The 19,111-nt window shown below is 59.4% G+C and carries 22 protein-coding genes and 3 pseudogenes; 13 read left to right on the top strand and 12 right to left on the bottom strand.

Annotation, left to right across the window (positions count from 1 at the left end; genetic code table 11):
- The first annotated feature begins 1 nt into the window (after window position 1).
- The 6 genes and pseudogenes from ACVJ19_RS10390 (at window position 2) to ACVJ19_RS10365 (ending at window position 6,620) form a co-directional block, all read left to right on the top strand.
- A complete protein-coding gene (locus tag ACVJ19_RS10390; protein ID WP_011082877.1) occupies window positions 2–910 on the top strand; it encodes a lytic transglycosylase domain-containing protein in 909 nt (302 codons plus the stop codon).
- Between the two features lie 468 nt (window positions 911–1,378).
- Complete coding sequence (locus tag ACVJ19_RS10385) at window positions 1,379–3,118, top strand: relaxase/mobilization nuclease domain-containing protein (RefSeq protein ID WP_018269524.1); 1,740 nt, start codon at window positions 1,379–1,381, stop codon at window positions 3,116–3,118.
- 41 nt (window positions 3,119–3,159) lie between these two features.
- Entirely contained in the window at window positions 3,160–5,142 is a 1,983-nt protein-coding gene (locus tag ACVJ19_RS10380) for a conjugal transfer protein TraG (protein ID WP_018269525.1), read from the top strand.
- A 7-nt stretch (window positions 5,143–5,149) separates the two neighbouring features.
- On the top strand, window positions 5,150–5,590 hold the full coding sequence (locus ACVJ19_RS10375) for a ribbon-helix-helix protein, CopG family (protein ID WP_011082874.1): 441 nt from the start codon (window positions 5,150–5,152) through the stop codon (window positions 5,588–5,590).
- Window positions 5,587–5,688 (top strand): annotated as a pseudogene (locus ACVJ19_RS10370) (P-type conjugative transfer ATPase TrbB); the annotation flags it as partial. The gene ACVJ19_RS10375 and the pseudogene ACVJ19_RS10370, both read left to right, overlap by 4 nt.
- Before the next feature lie 536 nt (window positions 5,689–6,224).
- Window positions 6,225–6,620, top strand: a complete 396-nt coding sequence (locus ACVJ19_RS10365; RefSeq protein ID WP_014490264.1) for a GFA family protein — start codon at window positions 6,225–6,227, stop codon at window positions 6,618–6,620.
- Between the two features lie 328 nt (window positions 6,621–6,948).
- Here ACVJ19_RS10365 and ACVJ19_RS10360 read toward each other — a convergent pair whose 3' ends face one another.
- Window positions 6,949–7,188 carry an AAA family ATPase gene (locus tag ACVJ19_RS10360; protein ID WP_011082871.1) on the bottom strand — a complete coding sequence of 80 codons (240 nt, stop codon included), beginning with the start codon at window positions 7,186–7,188 and terminating at the stop codon, window positions 6,949–6,951.
- Between the two features lie 166 nt (window positions 7,189–7,354).
- Between ACVJ19_RS10360 and ACVJ19_RS10355 the strand changes: the two genes are divergently transcribed.
- Window positions 7,355–7,477 carry a hypothetical protein gene (locus ACVJ19_RS10355; RefSeq protein ID WP_256379488.1) on the top strand — a complete coding sequence of 41 codons (123 nt, stop codon included), beginning with the start codon at window positions 7,355–7,357 and terminating at the stop codon, window positions 7,475–7,477.
- A 109-nt stretch (window positions 7,478–7,586) separates the two neighbouring features.
- Here ACVJ19_RS10355 and ACVJ19_RS10350 read toward each other — a convergent pair whose 3' ends face one another.
- The 5 genes from ACVJ19_RS10350 to tnpA all read right to left on the bottom strand — a co-directional run bounded on the left by ACVJ19_RS10350 (window position 7,587) and on the right by tnpA (window position 9,562).
- Window positions 7,587–7,868, bottom strand: coding sequence for a helix-turn-helix domain-containing protein (locus tag ACVJ19_RS10350; RefSeq protein WP_011082870.1), 282 nt, complete (start codon window positions 7,866–7,868; stop codon window positions 7,587–7,589).
- 257 nt (window positions 7,869–8,125) lie between these two features.
- Window positions 8,126–8,482, bottom strand: coding sequence for an ABC transporter permease subunit (locus tag ACVJ19_RS10345; protein ID WP_011082869.1), 357 nt, complete (start codon window positions 8,480–8,482; stop codon window positions 8,126–8,128).
- A gap of 12 nt (window positions 8,483–8,494) precedes the next feature.
- Complete coding sequence (locus tag ACVJ19_RS10340; protein WP_014490263.1) at window positions 8,495–8,797, bottom strand: transporter substrate-binding domain-containing protein; 303 nt, start codon at window positions 8,795–8,797, stop codon at window positions 8,495–8,497.
- The gene (gene tnpB, locus ACVJ19_RS10335) at window positions 8,784–9,140 is read right to left on the bottom strand and encodes an IS66 family insertion sequence element accessory protein TnpB (RefSeq protein ID WP_011082867.1); all 357 of its coding nucleotides are present in this window, start codon (window positions 9,138–9,140) and stop codon (window positions 8,784–8,786) included. Before tnpB ends, ACVJ19_RS10340 begins: the two co-directional genes overlap by 14 nt.
- Complete coding sequence (gene tnpA, locus ACVJ19_RS10330; RefSeq protein ID WP_011082866.1) at window positions 9,137–9,562, bottom strand: IS66-like element accessory protein TnpA; 426 nt, start codon at window positions 9,560–9,562, stop codon at window positions 9,137–9,139. The genes tnpB and tnpA overlap by 4 nt, the downstream gene beginning before the upstream one ends.
- Window positions 9,563–9,640: 78 nt before the next feature.
- Here tnpA and ACVJ19_RS10325 point away from each other — a divergent pair.
- Window positions 9,641–9,795, top strand: a pseudogene (locus ACVJ19_RS10325) (TrbI/VirB10 family protein); the annotation flags it as partial.
- Window positions 9,796–9,974: 179 nt separating this feature from the next.
- Here ACVJ19_RS10325 and ACVJ19_RS10320 read toward each other — a convergent pair.
- Complete coding sequence (locus ACVJ19_RS10320; RefSeq protein WP_223154120.1) at window positions 9,975–10,178, bottom strand: polysaccharide deacetylase family protein; 204 nt, start codon at window positions 10,176–10,178, stop codon at window positions 9,975–9,977.
- A 324-nt stretch (window positions 10,179–10,502) separates the two neighbouring features.
- On the opposite strand from ACVJ19_RS10320, the gene ACVJ19_RS10315 reads away from it, so the two are divergent.
- A complete protein-coding gene (locus ACVJ19_RS10315; RefSeq protein ID WP_011082864.1) occupies window positions 10,503–10,688 on the top strand; it encodes a hypothetical protein in 186 nt (61 codons plus the stop codon).
- Between the two features lie 82 nt (window positions 10,689–10,770).
- On the opposite strand, the gene ACVJ19_RS10310 is transcribed toward ACVJ19_RS10315, so the two are convergent.
- The 4 genes from ACVJ19_RS10310 to ACVJ19_RS10295 all read right to left on the bottom strand — a co-directional run bounded on the left by ACVJ19_RS10310 (window position 10,771) and on the right by ACVJ19_RS10295 (window position 13,974).
- On the bottom strand, window positions 10,771–11,010 hold the full coding sequence (locus ACVJ19_RS10310; protein WP_014490262.1) for a recombinase family protein: 240 nt from the start codon (window positions 11,008–11,010) through the stop codon (window positions 10,771–10,773).
- 64 nt (window positions 11,011–11,074) lie between these two features.
- Entirely contained in the window at window positions 11,075–12,655 is a 1,581-nt protein-coding gene (locus ACVJ19_RS10305; protein ID WP_011082862.1) for a recombinase family protein, read from the bottom strand.
- Between the two features lie 92 nt (window positions 12,656–12,747).
- Window positions 12,748–13,035, bottom strand: a complete 288-nt coding sequence (locus tag ACVJ19_RS10300) for a hypothetical protein (protein ID WP_011082861.1) — start codon at window positions 13,033–13,035, stop codon at window positions 12,748–12,750.
- A gap of 96 nt (window positions 13,036–13,131) precedes the next feature.
- The gene (locus tag ACVJ19_RS10295; RefSeq protein WP_011082860.1) at window positions 13,132–13,974 is read right to left on the bottom strand and encodes an acetoacetate decarboxylase family protein; all 843 of its coding nucleotides are present in this window, start codon (window positions 13,972–13,974) and stop codon (window positions 13,132–13,134) included.
- A 1,182-nt stretch (window positions 13,975–15,156) separates the two neighbouring features.
- Between ACVJ19_RS10295 and ACVJ19_RS10290 the strand changes: the two genes are divergently transcribed.
- Both ACVJ19_RS10290 and ACVJ19_RS10285 read left to right on the top strand, forming a co-directional pair.
- Window positions 15,157–15,915, top strand: coding sequence for a glucose 1-dehydrogenase (locus tag ACVJ19_RS10290; protein ID WP_011082858.1), 759 nt, complete (start codon window positions 15,157–15,159; stop codon window positions 15,913–15,915).
- 45 nt (window positions 15,916–15,960) lie between these two features.
- On the top strand, window positions 15,961–17,721 hold the full coding sequence (locus ACVJ19_RS10285; protein ID WP_011082857.1) for an oleate hydratase: 1,761 nt from the start codon (window positions 15,961–15,963) through the stop codon (window positions 17,719–17,721).
- Here the strand turns inward: ACVJ19_RS10285 and ACVJ19_RS10280 are convergent, their stop codons facing one another.
- Entirely contained in the window at window positions 17,722–18,147 is a 426-nt protein-coding gene (locus ACVJ19_RS10280; RefSeq protein ID WP_223153801.1) for a hypothetical protein, read from the bottom strand.
- Between the two features lie 318 nt (window positions 18,148–18,465).
- On the opposite strand from ACVJ19_RS10280, the pseudogene ACVJ19_RS10275 reads away from it, so the two are divergent.
- Window positions 18,466–18,690, top strand: a pseudogene (locus ACVJ19_RS10275) (ATP-binding protein); the annotation flags it as partial.
- A 43-nt stretch (window positions 18,691–18,733) separates the two neighbouring features.
- Window positions 18,734–18,874, top strand: a complete 141-nt coding sequence (locus tag ACVJ19_RS10270) for a hypothetical protein (RefSeq protein ID WP_016841328.1) — start codon at window positions 18,734–18,736, stop codon at window positions 18,872–18,874.
- Window positions 18,875–19,111 lie beyond the last annotated feature (237 nt).

Below are 19,111 nucleotides of genomic sequence, written 5' to 3'. Positions count from 1 at the left end.
CATGCAGGATCCTGTCGCGCGTGCCGCCAACCAGGCGCATCAACGGTCCACCCCCTTGTTCGGGGAAAAGCCCTCTCATAACTCGGGTCCACGCAACCGTCGGGCGGCCGCCACGCACAGCGGCGGTCAAACCGGTGGTCCGTGCGCACCGCCGGTAGGCAGCAAGACGCCTCGCCATGATGGCGGAGACAGGGCGAGCCTTGCCGTTCTCCTCCTTACCGGCCTGCTGGTGATTGGCGGGCCAACGGCAGCAGTGTCCGGGCAGAGAGCACCGGCACGAAGTCAACCGGCGAGCGATCACTACGCATCTCATGTGGCAGAGGCCGCGCAGCGCTTTGGCATTCCGGCTGCATGGATACGAGCCGTCATGCGGGTCGAGAGCAATGGCGATCGGCGTGCCGTCTCACCCAAAGGCGCACTCGGCCTGATGCAACTCATGCCCAAGACTTGGGCGGACATGCGCGCGCGCTATGGTCTCGGGCGCGATCCCTTCGATCCCCGTGACAACATCCTCGCCGGCGCCGCCTTTCTTCGCGAACTGCACGACCGTTACGGCTCGCCGGGCTTTCTCGCGGCCTATAATGCAGGTCCCGGCCGCTACGAGGAGTTTCGGGATAGACACCGTCCACTGCCCGCGGAGACGACAGCCTATGTCGCGGCCATCGTCCCTTTTGTCGACGCGGAGGGAGCGCCAGGACCTCTTCTCCTCGCGGCTTCTTCTCGTTCATCCTGGACGCGGGCGCCGCTGTTCTTCGACCACGCTGACGGGCCGTCCCCTGGCGCGCGAGCGGCGCTCGATCAACCCGCGCACGGCGGCTCAGTCGGCACTACGGTGCACGATATTTCGGCGATTGCGCCGCAGTCGGAGGGCCTGTTCGTCGCGCTCTCGGCCATGGGGCGATCGCAATGACTGCACGGCATCTTCAACGTCAATGCGCGGATCGCGGTACGTCTGCAGGCACCCTTGTTGCGGCGGCTGCACATCGGGCAGCTCGCGATATCAGCTGTCAGTTTCCAGGTTCGCTGGCGCCCCTTGACGAACATTCGGTTTGCATTCGAAACGCTGCAACACAGTCATACGGGCGATGCCTTCGGCCCGCGCTCTACTCGTCGCTTCGCTCCTCACCGAGCCACCCTACGGGTGTCTCGGCCCTTCGCGTAACGATCGCTATCGCAAACACTCGCAAACAGTGGGGGCTTCCGCGAGTACCGACCGAACGATGGCGAGATAAAAGGCCGCAATGTGCGGCTCGGTCGGTTGGTTGTTTGTGCTGCTATTTTTCCTCGGGTCCGCAATGTGCGGCTTCGGCGCGCAATGTGCGCTCGACTATCAACCCGTTGCAGGGATTCTGCATTCCGCACATTGTCGAGGCTGGCCATGGCTGAAGACAGCGATTTTCAACCACGGCCCGGCCGCATCCGCTCCTCGAGGAGCCAGCGGGCCAAGCCCTTCATCGCCCAGGCGCTTGCCGCCGCTCAACGCGCTGGCGGCGGCATTTCGCGAGCCGGCCAGCTCGTCAGCCACCGTCATTCGCGCTTCGGCCGCGGCCGAGCCGCCAGCGTGCGGGCAAACCGTCTGCTCACCGGCCGCTCGCGTCTGGTGACCATCAAGACCCGGGTCGTCCGGCACAGGGCGAGGTCGGCGCCGCTCGCGACGCATCTCGGCTATCTCCGGCGCGAAGGCGTGACCCGGGACGGGGAGAAGGCCCACCTGTTCGGCCCGGGCACCGAGGATGCCGATCCCAAGGCCTTCGCCGAGCGCTGTCAGAATGACCGCCACCATTTCCGCTTCATCGTCTCCCCCGAGGACGCGCCTGACATGGCCGACCTCAAGGGTTTCGCCCGCGAATTGGTCGGCCAGATGGAAGTGGATCTGGGTACCAAGCTCGACTGGGTGGGGGTCGATCACTGGAACACCCAGCACCCCCACGTCCACATCATCGTGCGCGGCGTCGCAGAGGACGGCCAAGACCTCGTCATCTCCCGCGACTACATCAAGGAAGGGATGCGCGCCCGCGCCCAGGACCTGGTCACCCAGGAACTTGGACTGCGCTCCGATCTCGACATTCGTCGCTCGCTCGAGAGCCAGATCGGAGCCGAGCGCTGGACGCAGCTCGATCGCCAGCTTGTTCGCGATGCAAACCAGCACGGTGTTATCGACCTTGCGCCGCGTCCCGAGCAGCAGCCCGATCAATTCCATGCGTTGAAGGTTGGCCGGCTGCGACACTTGGAAAGTCTTGGCCTCGCTCATCAACTCGGGCCCGGCCAATGGTCCATGGACGAGGCCGCCGAAACGACCTTGCGCGAGCTCGGCGAACGCGGCGACATCATCAAGCGTATCCACCGCAGCTTGACCGAACGCGGCATCGAGCGCGGGAGCGCGAGTTACGTGTTATCAGGCGAAAATCTTGACGTCCCCGTCATCGGGCGTCTCGTTGATCGCGGTCTCGACGACGAGCTCAAGGCGACCGCCTATGCCGTGGTCGACGGGGTCGACGGCCGCACCCACCACATCCGGCTGCCCGACCTCGACGCTGCCGGCGACAGCGCGCCAGGCTCAATCGTCGAGCTTCGCAAATTCGATGACGCAAGAGGGCAGCGTCGCGTGGCGCTTGCCGTCCGCTCCGATCTCTCGATCGAAGCGCAGGTGACCGCGAGCGGCGCGACATGGCTCGATCGGCAGGCCGTCGCGCGCGACCCTGTGGCGCTTGGCCAGGGCGGCTTCGGCGCCGAGGTCCGCGACGCTATGGAACGGCGGCCCGAGCAGCTCATCGGGCAGGGGCTCGCCGAACGCCAGGCGCGTGGACTGGTGTTCGCGAAAAACCTTATCGGCACGCTGCGCCGTCGGGAGTTAGAGGATCTCGGCAAGCAGCTCGCCGCCGAGACCGGTCAGCCGTTCAACCCGTCGGCTAGCGGCGAGTATGTGGCAGGCACCTATCGGCAGCGCTTCGCGCTCGCCTCCGGCCGCTTCGCCATGATCGACGACGGTCTCGGCTTCCAGCTCGTGCCTTGGACGCCCTCACTCGATAAACAGCTCGGCCGGCATGTCTCTGGCGTCGCGCGCGCGGATGGCGGCATCGATTGGGGTTTTGGGCGCAACCGGGGGCTCGGCTTGTGAGTGATCCTTCCAATCACCGACGTCAGGAGAGGGCGGCCGCCATGTCGGCGACCAAGATTCTTTGGGGGCAGGTCATCATGGTCTTCGGCATCGTCCTGCTCACGATCTGGGCCGCGACGGAATGGACGGCTTGGCGCCTCGGCTTTCAGCCGCAGCTCGGGCAGCCCTGGTTCGAGCTGCTCCATTTTCCGTTCTACCTTCCGCCTGCCTTCTTCTGGTGGTGGTATGCCTACGATGCTTACGCGCCCTCAATCTTCACCGAGGGCGCCTTCATCGCGGCATCCGGCGGCATCATCGCTGCGGCGGTCGCGATCGGTATGTCGGTCTGGCGCGCCCGCGAAGCGAAGAATGCCGAGACTTATGGGTCCGCGCGGTGGGCGAAGGCAAAGGAGATCGAGCAGGCTGGATTGCTTGGACCCGACGGCGTGGTGCTCGGCCGGTTCGAGCGCACCTATCTTCGCCATGATGGACCGGAGCATGTCCTGTGCTTCGCACCCACGCGATCGGGCAAGGGCGTCGGCCTCGTCATCCCTTCGCTCTTGACGTGGCCGGGCTCGGCTATCGTCCACGACCTCAAGGGGGAGAACTGGCAGCTCACTGCCGGCTTTCGCGCCCGACACGGCCGTGTCCTTCTGTTCGATCCGACCAACGCGAAGTCGTCGGCCTATAACCCGTTGCTCGAGGTGCGCCGCGGCGAGTGGGAGGTGCGCGACGTCCAGAACATTGCCGACATTCTGGTCGACCCGGAGGGCAGCCTCGAGAAGCGGAACCATTGGGAGAAAACCAGTCACGCCCTGCTGGTCGGCGCGATCCTCCACGTCCTCTATGCCGAGGAAGACAAGACGCTCGCCGGTGTCGCAGCCTTCTTGTCCGATCCCAAGCGGCCCATTGAGACGACGCTTGCCGCAATGATGCGAACCGCGCATCTCGGCGAGGCCGGTGTTCATCCCGTCGTCGCGTCCGCTGCCCGCGAGTTGCTGAACAAGTCCGGCAACGAACGCTCCGGTGTCTTGAGCACCGCCATGTCGTTCCTGGGCCTTTACCGAGATCCCGTGGTGGCGGAGGTGACGCGGTGCTGCGACTGGCGGATTACCGATATCGTTGGCGGAGAGCGAGCGACCACGCTGTACCTTGTCGTGCCGCCCTCCGACATCAATCGCACCAAGCCGCTGATCCGTCTGATCCTCAACCAGATAGGCCGCCGCTTGACCGAGGATCTGCAAGCCAAGGCCGGCCGGCGCCGGCTCCTCCTGATGCTCGACGAATTCCCGGCGCTCGGCCGGCTCGACTTCTTCGAGTCTGCGCTGGCCTTCATGGCCGGATACGGCATCAAGAGTTTCCTGATTGCTCAGTCGCTGAACCAGATCGAGAAGGCCTACGGGCCCAACAACTCGATCCTTGACAACTGCCACGTCCGGGTCAGCTTTGCGACCAACGACGAGCGCACCGCAAAGCGCGTGAGCGACGCGCTCGGCACGGCGACCGAGATGAAGGCGATGAAGAACTATGCCGGCAGCCGGCTGGCGCCTTGGCTGGGCCACCTCATGGTGTCGCGGTCCGAGACCGCCCGCCCGCTGCTCACGCCCGGCGAGATGATGCAGCTCCCGCCCTCCGACGAGATCGTCATGATGTCGGGCCTCCATCCGATTCGGGCGAAGAAGGCGCGCTATTACGAAGATAGACGTTTCCAGGAGCGCATCATGGCGCCGCCGATGCTGACGAAATCCAATGGCGGCCGGTTGGACGATTGGAGCTCAAGGCCATTGCCGCCGCGCCCAAGGGCATTGGAGACGTTGAACGACGACCAGACGGATGACGAAGATCCAAAGGCCGCCGACCGCAGGCAGCAGCCGGAACTCGATCGAGACACGGTGGAGAATAAGGAACCACTCGAGAACGAGTTCGCTTCGGACCTCGTGGATGAGCTCGATGAAGATGTCCCGCGGATCAGGCGCATGAACGACATGATGCAGGGCGTGGCGCGCCAAGCCTCCCTCGATCCCGGCGACGATCTCGGATTGTGAGGTAGCCATGATCGGGACAAAAAAGAAGGCTCAGCTGTCGGTCTATCTCGATCCTGATGTCATGAAGGCGCTATCGGCCTACGCCGCCCGGCGCGAGCAGTCGCTGTCGCTTATCGCGGAAGCCGCGATCGCTTCCTTTCTGTCGCCGGACGCCGATGAACGGCGAGAGGCTGCTACTGCCAAGCGTCTTGACCAGATCGACCGCCGGATCGCGCGCCTTGAGCGGGATGTCGGGATTTCGGTCGAGACTATCGCTCTCTTCATCCGCTTCTGGCTCACGACAACACCATCACTCCCCGAACCCGCCGCCAAGGCCGCGAGAGCACAGGCCGGAGCGCGTTATGATAATTTCCTTGCCGCATTGGGCCGCCGGCTCAATCAAGGGCCGAAACTGCGGCAAGAAATCCCGGAGGATGCCCAGCAGACTGACTCGTCCCCAGGCGAGTGATGCTCAACCCCGACGGTCGGCTCTGGATCGATTGGCTGTCTGGCGGGTTGGAGGATAGCGGACGAACGATGTCCGCCGCCGACGGCGAGCGGATCGTGGACCATCCAAAAAGTGTTAGGCGACCCGCGTGCTCAACTGCGAAATGCATGCCCTCCCCTGGATCAACTCGATCAGAGGCGACCCCCTGGCCCCGTATGCGACCGTCTGATGCGAGCTATATCCCTCGACGGCCTGCCAGGATCGACTGCGACCTAGCGAGTGATGTCAACGGGATGAGGGGGGATCCTGTGTTTGCGACAATTGTACAAGCGTTGCCAAGATTGCCTCAGTCGAAGACACGGATAGTGTTCGCACATTCACGCTCGATTTCCCAGACTGGTTAACCAATGACCTCGCCATTGAAGCGGGCGTATCTTTAGACGGTGTGTGTCTCAAGGCGACGACTGGCATTTCTTCCACCCGAGTTCTTCTCGACTCCAATCGAGCGAGTAAGCCAGGAGCCAATCAGCGCGCCGCGCCCGTGACTTGCTGGCGGAGTTGCGGCTATTATGTGTTTGCGAACAGGATCAACGAGATTTTGTCAGGCCCCATCCGTTGATCTATCTTCGGTCGGGCTTCTAGAGACAAACCGCCGATGATGAAGACGTACACCGGCTCGTGTCACTGCGGCACCGTCCGTTTCGAGATCGACGCCGATATCGACCATGTGCGGGTTTGCGACTGCTCTATCTGCTCGAAGCGTGGCGCGCTGATTTATCGCGTCGCCGAGGGCGACTTCCGGCTCCTGACGCCCCTCCAGGAGTTGTCGGTCTATCGCTGGGGTTTATTCACTGCGGCTGACTATTTTTGCCCGGTTTGCGGTATTTTGCCGTTCCGCAAACCAAGCCAGCCCACCGCAGCAGAACGCGAAGCCGGCATTCGGCCGTTCGACGGATGGGCAGTGAACGTGCGTTGCCTGAAGGACTTCGATCCGTTTTCAGTGCCCGTTCGGCAGATTCACGGCAGCAGGCTGACAATTGATTCGCCATAGCGGCCCTTGCCATGGACTTTCCGTTCGACTGCACGTGTTTATAATTGGTGATGTTCGTTGGACGTCGGCACTCAAAGAACGAAATCGGCCCTTTCCACCACGCTGAGTTTGGGAGTAGTGCCACTTCATAGCCGAGCATCGGGAAAACCTTCAGAAGATGCTCGTTTTCGACAGGCATCCTCGAAATCATGACGCGTCTCTTGATCGGTCGCGTGGATGGCCGGCCAAGGCGGAAGCGATGAACACGCGTCGATGATAGTGGCGTGCCTGTCCGAGTTCCTTGTCGCCGGCTCGCCTGTCACGCGTTCGAGACCCGCTGCGGCGTCGATCAGGCCGCGATCGAATAAACCCAGCCGTCGAACGCACTCGCTCGCGTCAGGTTTTCAAGGGAAAGATCAAACGCACTGTGCAGGCGCGCTTCAATACCTGTCCCGGGCAACGCGGGAACGCCCGACTCCAATTCCTTCCTTACGACCGGGCGTCCAGGCTCATCTATCGTCGCGTAGCCGCGTCGGCCGAGTTCGGTCAGCAGCGTGGACTTCCCACAGCCGGGGCATCCCGAGATCACGGCGAATCGATCAGATATTCTTCAAGCTCAATTGGCGCTCCAATAGACTTGCCTGATGAGGCGTAATCTCCGCGCCTTTGCGCCTCCGGACACATCACACGTGGACTACGAAAGATCGCCCCAGTGGGGATGAACCCGGTTGCCGTGGTCAATCGGCTGCGTACAAATGGTTGAAAAAGTCGAGGCAATTGCGATTATCGAAGTCTCCTCTTCCGATGCGACCGCGCCCGCCAATGCATTTCGCGAACCTGCATCCGGCAACCAGTCGTCACTCACTCCCGTGCTGTGAAACGCACTCCAATTTAATCACAGCCCTGTTCGGCCGGCAAAGAAGGCTTGTCGGGCGAAATTGGTGTTCTAAGTCCCTCAATTGGCTACGTAGAAGCCGTTGAAATTCGCTATTTTTTCTTGCGACGTGGACCCGCTGGCTTGCGGCTTTTAGGCAAGGTCTTCGGAGACCTAGCACCTTTGGGCGGCAGAACAAAGAACTCGGACAACTGCACGTCCAGCGTTTCGGCGATGCGGTCGAGAAGATCAATCGTCGGGTTCTTCGATTGCCGCTCAAGACTACTCATGTAGGAGCGGTCGATCCCGGCCTTCCAAGCCAATTGCTCCTGCGAGATACCCCGATTCACGCGAATCCGACGCACATTCCAGGCTACAATCGCACGAGTTTTCATACGTCAACTCATGCCATGGTGCTAGGCCTCAAAACACTGGCTATAATCCCGCTATTATTTCTTGGTCGGTGTTCCTCGACGTGATCTAGCCTCAAACGCGGCCGGGACCGTGATCGATGCACGTGGGCAGTCGGCGTCCCACGCGCTTCGCACGATGCCCGCGGCTTAGGATGTCGACAGTGTATCGGGGTATTTCGCCTCTAAGCTTTGGCCTATCTCCGAAAAAGCGCTCAAGACCGCATCGATCTGATCCCGTCCTATTCCAGCGTAGATGACCAACCGTACGTATCGATCGCCATAAGGGACGACAAGCACGCCCAATCCCGCTTCACCCAGCGTCCAAGATTTGAGGGCAGGAGCTCCGGAAAGACGTAGAACCACAGGAACATCTGGATCAGCAATGGCACGTTCCGAAAGAGAGCTGTGTAGACGAAGCCTATTCCACGCACCGCTCTCGATCGAGCAGTGCGGGCTGTACCGACTAAGGTTCCGATCGCAAGCGCTAGGAGGAAGCTCACCACCGCCATGACTATTGTGAGACGCAGACCTTCCAGCAGCCATCCAAGCTGCGGCTGCTGGAAGAGAATACTCCAGTTCCAATTGTAGGAGAGCATTCGACCCAGCCGCTATTGAGGGACTGCTTGCGCTTGCAAAACGGTCTCGAGCTTCTCGCTCAGTGGAATTCCAAATTGGTCAAACCACTTGTGGTAGAGAGATGTTATCTCTCCCGAGCGAAAGAGCTCGGCCAGCGTCTTGTTGACAGCCAAGCGAAACGCAGAGTCGTCACGGCGCATCATTAACCCGTACGGCTCGAAGGAGAGCGGGCGGCCGACGACCTCCAGACGGTCGCGAGCCGGCTTTTGTCGCAAAGTGTAGAGGATCGCGTCGTCCGAACAAAACGCGTCGGCGCGATCGCTATCGACAGCCAAGAGTCCTTCTGAAAAATTCGAGATGTTTAGGATTTTCACGTTTGGGACCTTTAGTTTCTGGACCCATCTGCGCCGCCGAGATCGATACTGCGCCGTCCGACGCCGAAGGCCATATGAACTTGCCGCGATCCAGGCGCTTGGCGTAGAGCGACATGCCCAGCCCGTCATGCCAGAGGATCTTGACCAGATCGCCGCGGCGACCCCGGAAGATGTAGAGATCGCCAGCATGAGGATCGCGCTTCAGGCTCTCCTGGACCGCAAGCGCCAGGCTTTGCATCCCGCGGCGCATGTCGGTGTGGCCGGTGGCGATCCAGACCCTGACGCCGCTCGGGATCGGGATCATCGCCGTCTCAGAAGCTCAAGAACCCGCTGCAGCGCCTCCGCGTCCACGTCCCGGTCAACGCGCACGCGACAGCCGCCCCCAAGCTCGATCTCGATAATGCCGGCCCGTGCACGTTGCGCAGGCGGTGAAGACACCGGTTGTGGCGCGCCACTCGAGATCGGAGCCGCCGCAGGCGTCATCTCAACCGGAACAAGCACCGGCGCGGCATCCCCGCTCAACTTGCCTTCCCGCGCCAACCGGCGCCACGTGAACAATTGGCTTGTCGACAGCCCGTTACGTCGTGCCGTGACCGACACCAGACGTGGCCCGCCATAGCTCTCGGTGACGATTCGCTGCTTTTCTTCCAATGTCCAACGACGTCGAGCGCCTGTCGAGACGACTTCAAGTCGGGAAACCTTCGGCATAGGCATATGGTCAGTCATACGCCTATGTCTTCATCCTCCATCAAACCGCACAAGGCGGTCCTCCCCGGAGCGATACGTCGTCTATGCCGAGTCGCTGGACGACCTAGCAGCATCAGCCAGACTGGCCAGCAGATCTGCAGCGCCAGCTCAACATCCAGCCGACGCTGACCATCCGGCCAGGTTTCCCCGTGCGGGTCATCGTTACCCGCGATTTGGTATTGGCACCCTACGGCAAGGGAGGAACGCCATGACGAAGCTCAAACTCGGTCCGCTACGCGACATCCCGGTCTGGCGTATCTTGATCCATCATGCGTTGCCGAACGCGGCCGTGCCATATTGACGGTGCTCGGGTTGCTTGTTGGGGGAGTGGTCACGGGCTCAATCCTTGTTGAGACGGTGTTTTCGTGGCCCGGGATGGGCAATCTGCTTATCACGTCGATCGGCAGCTGTGGTGCGCTACGGTGTGGCCCTGGGCGGCCATACGCCGCACGAGCTCGGGAAATTCCGCCGAGGATCGGCCCACCAGAAAGAACGTGGCTCGCGCGCATTCCTGTGCGAGCGCAGCCAACACCTTATCCGTGTTCGGCGGCCGCGGTCCGTCATCGAAGGTGAGGACGACTTCATAGTCCGCCATCTGCGAGTTCGGTTTGATTCTACGCTTCATCGCGCGATTCAAACACGGTGCACCTTTGTGTGTCGATATAATTAATGACTCAATACGTGTTATACAAAAGAATACAACTTAAACGTTGACATGGCCGAATGGTATTTCCTATCGTCGCATCCAGAAAACCTCGTACGGCAGGCGTAAGCCATCTTGCGCGCCGGCAGTTTGCCGAAGGCGTAACTGACGATCGTAGAGCGCTCCGTAGGGAGCGCTCTACGTATTTGAGCAACGCGGCCGGCAAAAGCCGGCATCTGATGGCCCCGGCACGCTCCGAAAAGGTGGTAATAACCCGTGCGAGACCTGATCATCGAAGCCTTTGACAGCGTCATCCGCTGCGAGATCGCGGAAGCAGACGACGTTCGCAAGGAAATCGCCCAGCGCGGCGCCTACTGGGCCGGCGACGAGATATGGAAGCTGGGCCGCCAAGTCGCCGCGCTGCGCAAGCGTATCGCCGAGCTGGAAGAAACCGACGCATGATCTCAGCAGACCGCGAGTATCTGCTCGATGCCCCTCTAGAACCGTGGCTTCAATCGCTTCGAGCGGCACCGTGCGCCGGTTATCACAGAAACCAGTTTCCTTCATGCGCGTGCAGATCGTTTGCCTCAGCAGTCATCCACTGCTCGCGCGGGTTTTCGCGGCTGATGCGCTTGCCGGTCTCCGGGACCTTTATGAACCTTTGGCGGTTCCAGATGATCCGCCCGGCGTACTGAAGGATGCCGTTCAAGCGCTTGCGGCTACCGTCAATGGTCGAGGCGTTCCAGGCGCCGCCACGTGGCCCGGGTACGCCTTTCTTGTTCAAGGCAGTTGCGATGTCGCGTGGCGAGTTGCCGCCTTCAACGGCTTCTTCATCTGCGGTGTTAGACTCACGAAGGCTTTTCCTTGCCGACGCATTCGATGAGGAAGCGTGACAGCGCTTCGAACGTGTCAAATCGGTTTATGGTGCGGCCCTTATAGACTTCCTTTGAGAACCAGAACATGCGACGACTGAAGGTGAGCCACGCCGAGGGCATCAAGACATAGTCGAAGATCGCTTCGTTCTTCTCGTCCAGCCGAACCGCGACAACCCATCCCTTCGGCCACCTCACGCGGTATTGCAGCGTCCAGCGCAAGGGCCGGTTTTCATAGTTGCGGCATCTCGCGACCCGAAAGACGACATTCACGACATTGTCGATTCGAAGACATTCAGTCGAAGCATTGAGGGTGGCACTGCGACCAAGTCTCTCGAAGGCGTCTCGAAGGCGAGCAGCATTGCTAAGCTGAAGGGCGGCCCACCGTTGGTGCGACGCGTATTTGTCAAACCATTCTTGATTGCCGTTGTACCCAATAAGACGGTAGATGTTCCGCAGCGCGCCGAAGTGCAAAACATACGATGACATGGACGGCAGTCCCGGACTTGAATTGATAATCGTCTTACTAAGCTTGCCTTTCTTCATCAGGACCTTACGGAGCCGAAGCAACATTTCCTCTTCGGGAATGCTGACGCGCCCCTCACCCATAATCTTTTGCGCGCGCCGGAATGCGTCGCGATGGACGATAGGTTCGATGGCATTCTCTTTTCTGATCCAGAGCTCCCTTGGGTTGCGCGTCACCTTGGCGCCAAGTTTTCTGCTTTTGCGATTGTAGGTCAGAACGCCGATATAAGCTTCGTTCCGGAGGAGGTCACCGACAGCCTTTCCAAGCCACGGTCTTCCCTGGCTATTCAAGATCCCTCGCTGGTTGAGCTCTCGGGCAATGGTGGCCTGCGATTTGTGACGGAGATATTCGTGGAGAATCCAATTCACGATCTCGACTTGATCGGGCGCACCGGGGATGAGCTTGACATGGTCGGTAAGCAAAGATTTGCGCTGGCCGATCGTTAAAATGCCCTTCGGTCTGCATTGATCGTCGACGAGACGTCGTTGGAACGCGTAAGCCGTAGGGCCGCCCATTTTGAAGCCGCGATGCGTCAGCCGGACTGACCCTGCGAAAACTTTGGCGGAGAGTTCCCGACTGAACTCAGCCGCCATCACTCTCTTAATATTCTTCATGATGCTGGCGAGAAGGCTTCCGTCATTGTCGAATTGCTCCGCGCAATAAGCAACCTCGACGCCCGCCCTGCGGCAGATGAACTCGTAGTGCGCGCTCTCGTCAACGTCCTGAAAGCGTCCCCATCGGCTCACGTCGAAGACAAGCAGATGAGCGAAGTCAGCGCGTCCCGATTGCACGTCTTCAACCAGTTCGGTAAGGCCCCCCCGGTTTTCGATTCTGAGGCCGCTTTCTCCCTCGTCACGATAGGTGTGGACGATGGTTAGCTTGTGAAGTTCGGCGTAGGTCGCGATGACCACTGCCTGATTCTCAATCGAGTATTGCTGGTAATCCGTCGACATGCGGACATACTGCGCCGCCCGTCGCGCTTTCTGCGACTGAGGCAGACGTTTCGCGTGTACAACAAGGGTGTTCCCCATGTTGCCTCCCCGCGGCTATATCGCGCCGCGCTGTATTGCGCATCGCAAACCATTTAGGCGCATCATCAAGTCCGCGCCATCGGAAAGTGTATTCAGAAAGAGTCAACTGCTATGTCGTTTTTCTTGAAAGCACGTTGCGGCGGGCGAAGCGAGCTGCAGAGAAATGCGGGTTTGCGCTTTTGGGCCCGTAGCCGACATGTCCGGCGCAGCTCTTTCGTCTGCTTCTGACGAGGCAACCAGCAGGATATCGTCGTTGTCCTTGTCGATGATGTTGAACGCCCATCCATCATGGCTGTGGCGATCGCCACGTCGGCCTTCTTCTCCTTATTGCCGCTATTCTTGTTGTAGACGTGGGTCTTGAAGCCGGCCTTGTCGACCATCTTCCAGAATGAGTCGCCGGGGAGGTGAACCCCACATACCGCCCGTCAGCTGGCAAACCGACAGCGCTGGCAGCAATTTAGGATTGGATGAATTCTTCAAGCTCGTCGATCATCGTTTACCGGGTTTGATTCCTCCGAAAGGATATCAATGGCCTCGAGCCTTGCGTCATACTCCTCGTATGTGCCGAGCAGGGCTTGGCCAACTGTCAAGTTGTGCACGGGATCGATAATCGAGGGGGAGTCGTAAGTTAGGGAGGTTGGTCCAGTAAATAGAACTTCTTCGCCACGCTCGTCGCGTCGCAACGTTCGGTCCGTACACCATTTGACGAGTTGCGTGACCTCTCCCTTCCCGGACTCAATGATGGGCGGCAGCTGCCGAACCGAGTAGAAATTCGTCCGCGCAGAATACATCTGCCGCGAATCCGAGCTCATGCGCTCGTCTGGTTGAGCGGTAAGGGTCAGCAGGCGCTTGCCTTTCGGACGCTCGAGCGTACCCTGAATTAGACCGCCTTCTCTGATCAGTCTAATGTGCGCCAGCTTTTTTGGAGCACCAAGAACCTCTCGTCCCGAGGCGAGAGCTGCATCATTTACCGTCACGTAAATGTAAGGGATGTAGTAGCCAGTCTCGCCGTCGGGATCACGAACTTGAATTCCTGAATAGCACTCCAAGTATGGCCCGACAGTGCTTGAGCGATAGCTCGCGACCCCCACAATGGCGATTGCAGGGTTTGCTGCAGGTGCTAGTTCCTTCGGCAATAAACAATTCGCCTCGTGCCCCACGCTGAACATAAGGTTTATGGCTTGGCAGCCGAGAAACGCACCGCCACGATTTTTGCCCCCATGGTAAAGAGGCGCATCAAGCGGAATGCCTTTGACGTCGGGCATCGCATCCTCCTTGATCTCAGAACAATTCGCGCGGTTGGAGATTGAGCTATTCATCTCACCGCGCCTCTCCGGTTGTTGAAGCGCCCCTGAAGCGACTGTACTGCGCTGGCAGCGATGTGGGTTCGGTAGTCCGTGCGGCACATCGATCCGGTGATAGCGATCTTCGCTACGCGAGGCCGCAGTGCCGTTTCTGCGCCTTGCACCTCAATCCGCCGGATTAAACGATCCGAAAACATCCGACACGCTTGACCTTTTCCATTCTAGAAGCCGGCAGCTGTCCTGTGCTGCCGGATGCGCCTGATTGTGCATCCATTCCGGCGGAGCCTGCTCACCGATGATGACGTCAAGGCGAGTGGGTGATTCCTATTTGTCTATCAGTCGTTATGCAACGTCGATGCCAGGCACCTCGTGCGGTTTATACGGCTCACTGGCTGACGTCAAATTGGGTACGAGTGACCCGACAACTTTCGACCCTTGTTCTGTTGCCTTCCTCGCTTGTCCGATTGACGACGCGATGTCGAAAGCCCGACATGATCAAGTATCCGGACAGAAAGTCGATGAGGCTCTCTCACGAGTTTTCGCAACAGCCTCGATTAAACCAGATCAGCGTAACATTGTCGCTGCGCATGGTCGAAAACGCAGGCCCTGACATCGCCGTCTCGGTGGAGAGTCGGAAGACCTCCGGCGCCTGTGCAAGAGTCACGTGAGGCTGACTTCCCATCAGAGTCTCGGCGCGCCGATTGCACGGAATGGATACTCCAATTCGCAAGACTAAGGAGAACCTCATGCGTTCTGCGCCCCACTTTTCGATCCACAAGGAGCTCAGCACCGTTCGGCACCGGTATCGCTCCGCTCGCGGGTACCGATCCTATCTCCGAAACCGGAGGAAATTCGGTCGCAAATTGTCGGCGTCTAGAAGGCGGGGTAGTTCGGCAAAGCCAATGCAATAATCCAAAGGATGGCTAACGCCTGAGCGGCGGAAGCATGTTCGCGACGTGAAATCGTTATCGAAGTGCTTTAGCGCCAATTTACACGGGTACTGCGCACAGGCTTTGGGAATCAAAGATGATACGTAGCAGAGGGCAGATCGCCAAGAGTCCGGGGCGTGGTGCAGACCGCAACTCTTGGCTTGCCCGACTTTCAATGCTCGTTCTCAACCATTTTGATCAACACGCCCGTCATCCTTTTTGATGCTGAAAACCCCTGCACCGCCACTGATCGAGGGAACCAAGAGTTATGGGACGTGTGAGCGAAAAAGTCATTTTGGTAACCGGCGGGGCTCAAGGGATGGGGGCCGCTCATGCGCGCCTGCTGGTAGCCGAGGGCGCGAAAGTCGTGATCACCGATATTCTTGACAATGAAGGAGCGACTTTCGCGGCCGAACTTGGCCCATCCGCGATCTATGTGCGTCAAGACGTCGCTCAGCCAGGGGAATGGTGCCAGGCGATTGCGGCTGCGGAGGGCAAGTTCGGCGCGGTGCACGGCCTCGTCAACAATGCAGGCATAGCGAGTATGGCTCCCATCGAGCGGTTCCCGCTCGAGCAGTGGGAGAAGACCCTGGCTGTCAATCTCACCGGTGTATTCTTGGGAATGCAGACTGCCCTACCTGCGATGCGCCGCGCGGGCGGAGGCTCGATCGTCAACATCTCGTCGGTCGAGGGGATGAGGGGTAGTCCTGGGCTTCACGCCTATGTTGCTTCCAAGTTCGGCGTGCGGGGCATAACGAAGTCCGCTGCCTTGGAGGCCGCCGCGTCCGGCGTTCGCATAAACTCTATCCATCCGGGCTTCATCAACACTCGGATGACAGAGAACATCGATCTTTCCAGTTTTCCAATTCCGCTCGCGCGGCCAGCCGAGCCGCAGGAAGTGTCACAGGCAGTCTTGTTCCTGCTTAGCGACGAGTCCTCTTATCTTACCGGCTCCGAAATCGTCGTCGATGGCGGTCTGACGATCGGCGTCCCGCAGAAGGGTCAGGCGGTCGAAAACATCTTCTGACTATCAGCGGACGGATTGTCACATCAAACGAGATCGAATGTCGCGATGTATTACACCAGTGGAAATTACGAAGCTTTTGCTCGGCCCCGCAAACCCGCCGGCGTGGATAGCAAGACAGCATGGTTCGTTGGTTCGGGGTTGGCTGCGCTCTCCGGCGCGGCCTTCTTGATCCGCGACGGGCAGTTGCGTGGCGACCGTATCACCATCCTCGAACGACAGACGGTTCCGGGGGGCGCGTTGGACGGTTGTCAGGATCCGGAAAGGGGATTCGTGATTCGAGGTGGTAGAGAGATGGAGGATCATTTCGAGTGTCTCTGGGATCTGTTTCGTTCGATCCCATCGCTCGAACTTGAAGGCGCCAGCGTGCTCGATGAGTTTTACTGGCTGAACAAGGATGATCCGAACTACACACTACGGCGGGCGACGGTGAAGCAGGGGCAGGATGCCCATACCGATGGCCTCTTCACACTGAGCGAACAGGCCCAGAAAGAGCTGATTGCCCTTTTTCTTGCCACTCGTAAGCAGATGGAGACCAAGCGCATCGACGAAGTGTTCGGAAGAGATTTCTTCAACAGCAATTTCTGGCTCTATTGGCGGACCATGTTCGCCTTTGAAGAATGGCATTCAGCCCTCGAGATGAAACTTTATCTGCATCGATTCATCCACCATATCGGCGGCCTGCCGGATTTCAGTACGCTGAAGTTTACCAAATACAATCAATATGAATCGCTCGTTCTGCCGTTATCCAAATGGCTGTTGGCGCAAGGCGTCAACTTTCGCTACGGGGTCGGAGTCACCGATATCGATTTCGACATAAAGCGTGGCCGCAAGCAAGCCACAGCCATCCGCTGGCTGGAGAATGGCATTGAGGGCAGTCTCATTATTGGCGCCGACGATCTTGTTTTCATGACGATCGGGTCGCTGACCGAAAACTCGGACATGGGGGACCATCACACGGCCGCCAGGCTCAACGAAGGACCGGCGCCCGCCTGGGATCTGTGGCGGCGTATTGCGGCCAAAGATGCGGCCTTTGGACGCCCAAATGTCTTTTGCGGCAATATTCCTGCAAGCAAATGGGAATCGGCGACGATCACGACCCTGGACAAACGCATTCCAGCATACATCCGCAAGATCGCCAAACGCGATCCGTTCAGCGGCAAGGTTGTCACAGGAGGCATCGTTACGGTGAAAGATTCGAGCTGGTTGCTCAGTTGGACCACAAATCGCCAGCCGCATTTCAAGCGCCAGCCCAGCGATCAAGTCGTCGTCTGGGTCTATTCGCTATTCGTCGATAAAGCCGGCGACTACGTGAGGAAACCGATGCAAGATTGTACGGGCGAGGAAATCACGCAAGAATGGCTTTATCACCTCGGTGTGCCGGTTGCGAGTATACCGGAACTCGCCGCTGGGGCCGCCAAGACGGTCCCGGTGATGATGCCCTACGTCACTTCCTTCTTCATGCCGCGGCAGGCGGGCGACCGGCCAGATGTTGTGCCGAAAGATGCGGTCAATTTCGCCTTCATCGGCCAGTTCGCGGAGTCGGGTGAACGGGATTGTATCTTCACGACGGAATACTCCGTTCGGACCGCGATGGAAGCCGTGTATATCCTCCTCAAGATTGAACGTGGCGTGCCCGAGGTATTCAACTCGACCTATGATATTCGCAAGCTGCTTGCAGCAATGGGTAGACTGCGCGACGGCAATGAAATTGAGATCCCGGGACCTGCGTTCCTGCGCGAGCTCATTCTAAAAAAGATTGAAGCGACTGAGCTTGGCGAACTACTCAATAAATATCACCTGAGGTGATTAAGGCAGCGGACGCTGCGGCTTCGCTCGGATAGAGAAGCGCTGTCCTGCGCCGTGACGGCTCGGACTCGCCAAGGCGCGGATCAAACGTTCGCGCCGATCTTCCAGGCAACCTTTAGGCGTACTCTGGAATTCGGTGTTCTTTCGGCTTGATGTTATTCTCGCCACACGCATCCGATTAACCTCTTGCCACGAGGTGAGGGCGAAACTAGCTAGTGGCTCGTCACAGTGATCTTGATGGTTTGATACCGGCCAGCTTAGGATAGGCAAGTTTTCTGGCGGCACAAGGACTTCGATGCTTCTGGGGATGCAGGATTCGGCGGGTGGCCGTCCGGACATGTGCGAATAGGTATAGATGAACGCCAGATAATGGCCCTGCTTCTCGGTAAAGCGTGCGCCTGGTTTTTGACTCATGGATCGATTCATCCGTGCCTCCTTAGTCGTCCGTGAAGAACAGGTAAGGGGCTGATCTGGAGTCGTTGTTTTTCGGCTGCGGCGATTTTGTGATTGCAGGCTTTGACAGTGCGGTAGCTCGGAACCTGCAATTTGCAGTTTGAGATTCCCTCGAATCGCACGGCATGATTCGGCGCTCGTATCGGGAGGAGCCGATGCGACCGAAGAAGCCGAAGGCGACGGACGAAGGTGATCTGTTCCGGGCCAGGCTCAAGCAGGTCATCAACATGGAGCACGAACTGGTTCAGCACGCCGGCAAGATCAATTGGGACTGGATCGACTATCGACATGAAGGCGCCGCGCGGGCTCGACAAGCCGCTGTTCCAAAAGCTCGTCGCCGGCGAGTGGATCGACCGGCATCAGAACCTGCTCATCATCGGCCCGACCGGCGTCTGCAAGAGCTGGATTGCTTGCGCCTTGGGCCACAAGGCCTGCCGCGACAACCGCTCCGTGCTCTGTCAGCGGCTGCCGCGGCTGTTCGAGGCGCTTGCCCTCGCGCGGGGCGACGGCCGATGGTTGGGTTGCCGATGAGCTCCGCGCTTTGACTTCCTTGTAGACGTTGCTGATCGACATCGCGGATGTTGCGACACCGCGCCATCGACGAACCGCGTTCGGATGCGAGATCGGCGTGATAGCCATCGATCTTGGCGAGCATCTCCTGCACGAGCGCCGGATCAAAGTCGATAGCGACTGCTGCTGACTTTGCCGTCGTTTGTCCCTGTTGCGTTGCTTGGCCTCGGCGAGCTCTCATGCGCTTGACCTTGCCGATGATGGCGTTGCGAGATACGCATCGCCACCCCTCGCAGACACCGAGTGGCCCGCGCTCCACATGCATTGCAGAAGCGACACCTCCTCAGAATCCCATGCCGATGTGGCTTGATTGACCATCGTTCGTCATCGTCACGAGCACGAGTCGATGGTCGTTTTGATTGTCGCC

The sequence above is a fragment of the Bradyrhizobium sp. USDA 376 genome, from assembly GCF_054063675.1.
Note: the sequence above shows the minus strand (reverse complement) of the source record. Positions and strands in the feature narration are given on the sequence as shown.